Annotated in this window: 5 protein-coding genes and 1 pseudogene; 4 read left to right on the top strand and 2 right to left on the bottom strand. The window is 39.3% G+C overall.

Going from position 1 to position 9,308, the window contains the following annotated elements; translation table 11 throughout:
• Positions 1-3,053: beta strand repeat-containing protein (locus PVV66_RS08730; RefSeq protein WP_404977274.1), on the bottom strand; the 3,053-nt coding region annotated here is incomplete at its 3' end.
• A gap of 759 nt (positions 3,054-3,812) precedes the next feature.
• On the bottom strand, positions 3,813-7,325 hold the full coding sequence (locus PVV66_RS08725; RefSeq protein ID WP_273719443.1) for an autotransporter outer membrane beta-barrel domain-containing protein: 3,513 nt from the start codon (positions 7,323-7,325) through the stop codon (positions 3,813-3,815).
• 239 nt (positions 7,326-7,564) lie between these two features.
• On the opposite strand from PVV66_RS08725, the gene PVV66_RS08720 reads away from it, so the two are divergent.
• The 4 genes and pseudogenes from PVV66_RS08720 to PVV66_RS08705 all read left to right on the top strand — a co-directional run.
• Positions 7,565-7,885 carry a hypothetical protein gene (locus tag PVV66_RS08720; RefSeq protein ID WP_273719442.1) on the top strand — a complete coding sequence of 107 codons (321 nt, stop codon included), beginning with the start codon at positions 7,565-7,567 and terminating at the stop codon, positions 7,883-7,885.
• Complete coding sequence (locus PVV66_RS08715; protein WP_273719440.1) at positions 7,818-8,585, top strand: hypothetical protein; 768 nt, start codon at positions 7,818-7,820, stop codon at positions 8,583-8,585. The genes PVV66_RS08720 and PVV66_RS08715 overlap by 68 nt, the downstream gene beginning before the upstream one ends.
• Positions 8,586-8,724: 139 nt before the next feature.
• Complete coding sequence (locus PVV66_RS08710) at positions 8,725-9,210, top strand: phage tail protein (protein WP_273719438.1); 486 nt, start codon at positions 8,725-8,727, stop codon at positions 9,208-9,210.
• Positions 9,207-9,308, top strand: a pseudogene (locus tag PVV66_RS08705) (phage tail protein); the annotation flags it as partial. The gene PVV66_RS08710 and the pseudogene PVV66_RS08705, both read left to right, overlap by 4 nt.

Here is a 9,308-nt window from a genome sequence, read left to right as displayed (position 1 = left end):
TCAGATGATGTAATGTGAGCATTGTTGGTTAAAGTAATGATACTGTTGTTGTGAGAAGTTACTGTTGCATCTTTTGCATCAAATGATCCTCCAGAGACTGTTACTGTCGATTGATCATCTGCGATTATGGCGCTTTCTGCTTGTTTTACGGTTACATTTGTTAAAGCGACGATACTGTTTTGGTTTGCGTCTATTCCATAGATGAGTGGTGCATCGTCTTTACCACTTGATATGGTTACATTTTCCAGTTTGTTTTCTTTGCTCTTACTGTTCTCAAAGGTAGCACCAATTATTGAAGCTTTAATGGTTCCGCCTGTCATACTGATTGCGCCACCTTTTGTTGCAAAGAGTCCAGGGCCCTCAGATGATGTAATTTGAGCATTGTTGGTTAAAGTAACAATACTGTTGTTGTGAGAAACTACAGTTGCATTTTTTGAATTAAATGCCCCTCCAGAGACTGTTATTGTAGATTCATTATTTGCACCTATGGCGCTTTCTGCTTGTTTTACGGTTACATTTGTTAAAGCGACGGTACTTTTATCTGCAGATATTCCTATGTTTAGTAATGCATCGTCTTTATTACTTGATACGATCACACCATCTAGACTGTTTTCTTTTCTATTACTGTTCTCGAAACTAGCACCAATGTTGGAAGCTTTAATGGTTCCGCCTGTCATGCTGATTGCACCATTGTTTTTTGCCCAGAGTCCGGGGGCTTCAGATGATGTAATTTGAGCATCTTTGGTTAGAGTAACGATACTGTTGTTGTGAGAAACTACAGTTGCATTTTTTGCGTCAAATGATCCTCCAGAGACTGTTGTTATAGATTCATGATCTGTAACTATGGCATGTTCTGCTTGTTTTACGGTTACATTTGTTAAAGCGACGGTACTGTTTTGATCTACTATTACTCCAAATTTCAGTGGTGAATCGTCTTTACCACTTGATATTATCACATTCTCTAGTTTGTTTTCTTTGCTCTTACTGTTTGAGAAGCTTGCACCAATTTGAGAAGCTGTGAGGGTTCCGCCTACTATACTGATTGCTCCACCGCCGTTTGCAGCAATCCCAGTTTCACTATCATTAATCTTTGTATTGCCGTGCAATTCAATCAGGCTGCCCATGCCATCAGAAGATACGCCGAATCGACCTTCCTTGGTTTTGAGGGTAACATCTGTGACTTTAATATGGCCACCATTCGCAGCCGACAATGCGCTATTTTTTCCTGCGACACTTCCCTTTGTCATTGTGATTGTGGAGTTTTTACCTTCAGCAAAGAGACCATAACCATCATCTGACGTAATCTGTGACACATTAGTTAAAATAATTCTGCCGCTATCTAGAGCATATATTGCATCATTTTTTGCGTCAAATGATCCTCCAGAGACTGTTATTTCAGAATTACTCGCAAAGACAGCTTTTTGAGCTTGTTTAATGATTACATTTTTTAACGTGACTTGACTGTTATTGATGGCACTTATTCCCAATAATGATGATGTATCACTTTCTTTTTTTGATATTGTCACATTTTCAAGCTCATTTCCTTTACTATTGTTTGAGAAGCCCGCACCAACTGTAGCAACATCCGTTGTAGATACTGTAATAGAACCACCGCTCATTTTGATTGCACCGCCGTCTTGTGCAAAAAGTCCGATTCCAGCATCATCAATTGTTGGGTTTCCGTGCAATTCAATTGTGCTGTTAGGACCGATAGATCGTGCACCAAATCCTTTGATATTTGTTTTTAGAGAAACATCCGTGACCTCGATGTGTCCACCCTGTATTGCAGATAATGCTGCTTGATTTCCTTTTACTGTTCCTCCAGTCATCTCGACTTTACCGCCATTCGCTGCACCAAGGCCAACAAAAGTACTTTCAACTGTTGTATTTCCGCTTAATTTAATTATACTATCAGAATCGCTAGCACCTGCACCGGTTCCTTCATCTTTTATCACTTTTAAAGTTGCATCTTTTACCTCGATATATCCTTTATTTTCTGCAAGTAACGCTGCTTGATTTCCGGTTACATTTCCCCCCGTTATTTTAATTTTGGAGTTTTCACCTTCAGCATGGAGCCCTGTTCCATCCGTTGATGTAATTGTAGCACCATCTTTTTCACCTTTATTTAAAATAACGGAGCCACCGTTTAAAACGTGCACACCTTGGTATTTTCCATTAAATTTTCCTCCAAAAACTTCTAATTTAGAATTATTCGCAAGTATGCCTGTTTCTGCGTTAGTGACGATTACATTTTTTAATGTGACTTGACTATTATCGCTGGCACTTACGCCTGTTGGTGAATATTGTCCATTATCAATATCACTGAGCGATATTATCACATCATTCAGTTCGTTTCCTTGGCTCTTACTGTTTATAAAAGTAGCACCACCTACGGAAGCAGTAATGGATCCACCGGTCATTTTGATTGTGCTATCGTTGTTTGCAGTTAATCCGATTACAGCATTTTCAATCTTTGTATTCTCTTGAAGTTCAATCGTGCTTTTATTTCCACCAGAGACGACTACACCAAAACCTTTGTCATTTTTCGCTGACAGAACGACATTTTTGACCGTAATACGTCCGCCGTCACCTGCAAATAATGCCATTTCTTTTGCATTTACTGTTCCACCAGTTATATTGATTATGCCGTTGTCTTTTGCTTCAAGACCTAGAATAATGTCAAAATCAGTTCCTTTGATGGTTGTTTTATCCCCCGTTAATTCGATTACACTGTTTTTGCCTTCAGCTGTTACAGCAGCTGGTGCTTCTAAAGAAGATGATCCTGGAGAAGAAGTGGCCGATCCTTCGCTGGTGTTTTTATTTCCGGTGACTGTTAAATTTTCACCGATGATTTTTCCACCTTTTTCTGCGTGAATAATTTCATAGGTTGCACCGGTTTTTCCGGTGATTTCTGGATCTGCTCCTGAGGCGTTAAGAGTTTCAGCATGTGCATTAAAATGGATACTAGAGAGTATGATCGCGACTGTTGTTGTATATGATAAAAGGAATTTTTTATACATCCGTATTCTCCTTTGAAGTCCCCAATAATTCATTTCCCCACCCGCTTCATAAGAAGAATAGAAAATGAGTTGTTGTTCCTCGTTGTGTTACATTCCTTCTAGTTCGATAAGTTATTTTTATTTCTTTGTCAAAGATTTTAAATAATTTGTATAGAAATTCCTATTATATATAGTTTATTTTTATTTAAAGTATTTTATTCATTTATTGTCTGTACTATGGTTATTTGTTATACTATGTCATAGTAATATGATTTCTTATATCATTGATAACTTAAGAAAAATAATGTTTAAGCAGTAGTGAGTTTTCTTTATGAAAAGTTAGTCATTTTATGATAATTATTCGGAGATATTTTTATTTAATACGAAAAGATATTTTAATACTCTATCATTTATAGTTCTTTGTGTTTTTTCTTATTTGAATATTGTATGAACAGCAAAATTTTTTCAGTTTTCTGATGAGGAGAAAGTTTCCAATAAACGCTTGTCTGATTGAGGGGGGTAAAACAGACATATTTAAAGTTTAAAAACATCATTCATAAAGAGCTTCATATTGAAGCTTTGAAATGAATGGTGCTTTGGTCAATAAAATTGCGCTTTTATTAAAAAGTCTTCGCTTTCATTATTTAGGGATTTTGATATATCCTAGATAAAAATACCTTGCATTTTTTCTTGATAAAAAGGGAGGGGGATCGTGTGGGGTAAACAGGATTTATAAAGCAAAAAGGTAGCATATTGTGCTGCTTTTTTTATGAATACAAACAGAAGGAATACGCTTTCTTTTACAGTTTTTCCTTAAAACTGATAGCGTATACCGCCTGAAAAACTTGCGCCACTTATACCAGTTTTTTGAAGTTTTTGTTGATAGCTGACATCACCATGAAGCGAGACGTTTTGAGACAATTGTGCACTGATACCAAGTCCACCTTCAAGCAAAGAGCCCATAGGATCAAGTTGATAAGCTTTATCAATATATATTGCTTGATCATCACCAAACGTTTTGATCACATTTATTTTTCCATAGAAGGAAACAGCACGCCCGTTTTCAGCAGTGACAACGGTTTTGTTCAAACGTCCTCCAACACGGATCAACCATTGATGATGTTTGTTCATATTGACTTTAAAGCTGTCAGTATCTGAAATGGTATCAAACATCAAATATTGATAGGCAAGTTGTGCTTGAGGTTCAAAGGTTATACCTGCAATCCCGGTGGCAAATTTTTTGCCAATAGTTGTAGAGAGGTTCAACATTTTTGCATTTTTCACTTTTGCGGTTTTGCCAATGATGGCATTGCTGATATCTCCTTTTAGGATCCCATAGGATAAAAGGGTATCAAGATAGAAACCATTGTCATGCTGTATGCTGCCATAGGCTGTAAGTGACCATTTATCCACCGTGCTTTTACTTGCGTCTTTCATATTCTTTGGCGTGAAAGAAAGCTGCCCGTAGGTTCCTATAAGACCGAAATGTGTTGTGGTATTTTGCCCTTCCAGGGCGGCAAAGTTCACACCCCCTTGGAGAGCGGCATAACGAAGATGAGCACCGCTATAACCATATTTACGAGGAGCACTTTCAGAGGATAATGTTCCTGTTCCACCGTAGGTATATAAGAAGAAGCCGTTTTGTTTTTCTTGTTGTTTCCCCGAGACAGATGTTCTCATATTGGCTAACAGCGCATTTTGTTTTGCCATATCGATCAATCCCGTATAGAAGAGGGCATTTGGCATGAGCAAATAGTTTGCCATTTGAGGGACAACGGCTTGCACATTTTGTTCAGGATCAGGGGGAGAGCCGGGGTTAGAGCCAGAGCCGGGATGAGAGCCAGAACCGGGGTTAGAATTAAGAAATTCAGGTTGTAGACGGAAATCCCAGAAATTTTCATTTTTTTCATCCAACAAATTTTGCGCTATATTGGCTTTGCCATGGCTTGAATTTGGTCCATAGGCACGTAGGGTATATTTATTGGGTGTCCCATTTCTTGTGGTATAACCATTAACTAGTTTGAAGGAGTCTTCACGGGCATTTCCAGAAACTTGAATGAGTGAAAGACCACGCACATTGGCAGAAGCGGAAGTGTTTTCTTTCACATTATTCCCTCCTGATCGTCTCGTGACATAAATTGATGTGTTGCCTGATACATCACCATTGATCAGAAGTCGGTCTGTTTTTTGGTCAGCGATTGGTGCCCCATCACTCCATTGGCTATTGAGAGAAATCTGTGCATTGCCTGTTGCATTATAGACAGCTTTGGTATCTGGTTTACCAGAACCTATATACAATGTGTGGTAATAACCATCTTCTATTGGTTCTGCAAAAACAACAGAGCTGTTGTTGAGATTAAGCACAGAAACATCAGAGCGTGCTCTTTGAGCGATATCAAGAAGATTACCATCAGCATCTTTTTCTTGTGCGCTGTTTTTTAAGAACCATTGTGTACCGTTTTTGAGGTTAAAACGTACGTTTCTCTCTTTTGTGATGTTTGCTCTGCCTTCTAAAGTAGAATGATCTGCATTTAATGTGAAGCTACCGTTGGGTATTGCTTTTGCATTTATACCTTCCAAAAACTCTTGATTTCCCCAAGTACCGTTGCCTAATAAAACATCTGCATGGATTTCTGAATTTATGAGATTGGCTGTACCAATTGACAGATTGGTAATATTTTTAATGGTATTATCACTGAAAGTTGCAATGAGAATTCCAGTGCCATTATCGACATGAGTTTTGGTATCGGTCAAATTGATCTCAGCGTTTTGATAATTTTTTGGATCATTTGATTCATTTAAAGAAGTAGAAAGAACAGATGCGAGCTGCAAACCACCAATTTTCCCTGTTACAGAGACGTTTGTAATATCAATGTGTCCCCCGTTTGCAGTATATAATGCAGCTTCTTTTGCATTTACTGTACCTTCTGTCATTGTAATCTTAGATTGTAGATCGTTTGCATATAATCCAGCACCATTTGAGATAATTTCAGCTTTGTCTTTTAAAGTAATAATACTGCCAGATTCAGCATACATTCCTACGGTGCTTGCAGAAACTAATCCCCCTAATACTGTTACTTGAGAATGATCATGAGCATTTATGCCTTGATCTACTTGAGTAATTATTACATTGTCTTTTAAAGTAATGGTGCTGTCAGAAACAGCAGATACTCCTAGGGTACTTGCAGAAACTGATCCCCCTGATACTGTTACTTGAGAATTAAAAAAAGCATCTACACCGGAATATGTTTGAGTAATTGTCACATTTTTCAAAGAGAGTTTGCTTTTTTTTAGGACATTGACTCCGGAGGATGGTGTCTCATTATTTTTAAAACCTGATATCACCACATCTTCCAGTTTATTTTCATCACTATTACTCTCAATGTATTCAGCTCCTATGAGCGAAGTTGTAATGGAGCCTCCGGTCATCTTGCCCGTGCTACCCTCGTGCACATCAAGCCCGATTGAAACATCTTTAATTGTTGTGCCATGCAATTCAATTACGCTCCCCTCATTATCTACGAAAGCACCAGTTCCTATATTATCTCTTGATGTTATAACAACATCTGTAATATCAATATGGCCACCGTTTTCTGCATGCAATGTGCCTAGAGAATATCCGCTTACTGTTCCCCCCGTCATTGCGATTTTGGATTTTGGACCATCTGCATATAAACCACTAGAAATCGATGAGGTAATTTTAGCATTATCTTTTATATCAATGATACTGCCTTGCTTAGCAGATACTCCATCAAGCATTCCATCAAATTCCCCTCCTGATATTGTTATTTGAGAATGATCATCTGCTTCTAGAGCTTTGAAAGCGTGAACAGTTACCCCTTTTAAGGTAAGGTTGCTGTTTTTGGTAACTATTCCTAAATATGTATCTAGACTATCATTCGCATCCGTTATAAGTACATTCTCTAGTGTATTTTCCTTGCTCTTACTGTTAGTGAAAGAAGCACCAGTGTAGCCAGCTATAATAGAACCTCCAATCATCTTGATTGTCGCACCGTCTTTGGTTTCAAGACCTAAGTGGACTTCAGAATCTTTTTTTCCAATGGTTGTGTTATCCAATAACTCAATCGCACTGTTAGCACCTTCAGCTGTTACAGCGTATGGATCGTAATGTGGTGATTTTATCTTTAAATGCTTACCGATGATTTTACTGCCGTTTGTTGCATGAAGTGTATCATAGGTTTCTTCATGTACTGTTACTGTTTTTCCATCAGAAACTTCAAGGTCTTTAGCTTGTAGACTGAGAGAGCTATTAAACAGTATTATAGTTGCTATAGCTGTATATGATAGAAGGAATTTTTTATACACCAATACTCTCCTTATGAAAGCCCCCAATATTCATTTCCCCATCGATTTCATAAGAAGAATAGAATAATGATATTTGTTTTTTTATTTGGATAAGTTATTTTAATTTTTTTGTCAAAATAAAATATTCATTTATCTTAAAATAAAGAATATTTAAACTACTTACATAATGTACTTTAAATTAAGTGTATTGAAATAAAAATATTTTTTATATTTAGTAAAACATTGTAAAAAGCAGATCAGTGCTATCATATTTTATCAAGATGGGTGCTGTTAGCCGCACGCTGAAAGCAAGTTGGCGCGGATTAGTCACTTCAGGGCGCTCATTGGGTTTAATGGCAGCAGGGCTTGGTGGGAGTGCGCTGCGTCTTCTTCGCCCCATGACTTTACTTGTGGGGGCTTTACGGGGGATAGCCGTTTCAGGTGCGGCATTTTCTACCTCGTTTGGCTTTATGGGGACAGTAATCGAAGTGGTTGGGGCAGCTCTTTCTTCTGTTGTGGGGGGGTATTTTTACCCGGATCGGGGCTCTCATTGCTGCTGTTGTGGCTGTCATCATCGCTAGCTGTTTTGCTTTGTGGAAATATTGGGATCGTTTTTCTTCTTTTGTCAAAGGTTTTGCACGGGGGATAACACGGGCTTGGGGCCAAGCCTTTGAAGCCGTTATGCGTTTTTTTGGTGCTGATACGGCAACCATCACCAAATGGAAAAACATCATTGCTGCTGCTTTTGATTTCTCTTCCCATTGGCAAAAGTTTAAACAAGGACTTTCCTCTGTTTCTCAAAGCTTTGTTGGTTTGTGGGAGGGCGTTAAACAAAGCTTTTCCAACTTTTGGCAATGGTTGGGAAGCTTTTTTGCCCGCGAAAAGCTCACAGAGAGTGCCAAGGCTGGTATGGAACAAGCCGGTGAAGATTTAGCGAGTTGGATTGTTGATGGTTTTATGTCGTCTATCTCACAATTGATGGATTATTGTAAATCTTTACCTCACCGCATAAAGGGGTGGATTGGGTCGATTGATGTAAGAGATTATTTGCCAAGTTTTTTAGGAGGCAAAACGTCCATCCAACCCATAGTACAATTTGCGGGGGCTTCTCCTCAGCCATCAGGGAGAGAACCAAGAGACAAAGACCGTTCCCCCATCACCCACAATCAAAATGTCACAGTGCATATTAATGGGGCGCGTGAACCCATGGCCACTGGTCGTGCGGTTGCCCATGTTTTGCAACGGGCACGCGCCAATGCGCTGCACGGCGGGACAGAGTGATACGGGCTACAGAATAAGGGAAAAGACGACGTGCTGGAAAGAACACAATGAGAGGAGGGCGCAATGGTAGGAGAGATGCAATGATAGGTTTCGAAAGAGATGACGTGTTGGAAGGAATACAATCAAGGGGAGGGCGTCTATGAGAGATCCTTTGCTGATGTTAGGTCCACATCTCTTTTATGTGGACTGGCTGAATTTCCAATCGTTTGAGGAAGAGTTCTCTGCCTCCTGGGTTTGCTTAGAGCGTTTTGGTGAGGCTCCTGGTTTGCAATTTACCGGCTATGGCAATGATCCCAAAACCATCCATGGGGTGTTGTTTCCAGAAGAGTTTGGGGACCGTGTCGCTCTTGATGCCATCACCAGAACCATTCGTGCAGCCAAACCCGTTCAGATGATCCGTTGGATGAGTGACAACGGCTATAGTGCTATTCTCCATGGATCTGTGGTGATCACCAGTGTCACGAAAGACCATGATTACATCAGTCGCTCTGGTCAATCGGGGCGTATTCGCTATGCCATTAGCTTGTTACCATTTTTCGATGGTGGAAAACCGCAAGGACAATACCAAGTGGGACAATATCAAGAGGGATATGATCAATATTCCCAAGGAGGAGAAACGCCATGAAGATACCAGAAAAGCATCTCGTGGTAGAGCTAGAGGATATGAGTCTTGATCTAATCTGCTTTCAACATGCTATGGCTGTGTTAGGGGATCGTTTTCAA

Origin of the sequence: Bartonella sp. AU16XJBT, assembly GCF_028618665.1 — a bacterium.
Classification (GTDB): domain Bacteria; phylum Pseudomonadota; class Alphaproteobacteria; order Rhizobiales; family Rhizobiaceae; genus Bartonella.
Note: the sequence above shows the minus strand (reverse complement) of the source record. Positions and strands in the feature narration are given on the sequence as shown.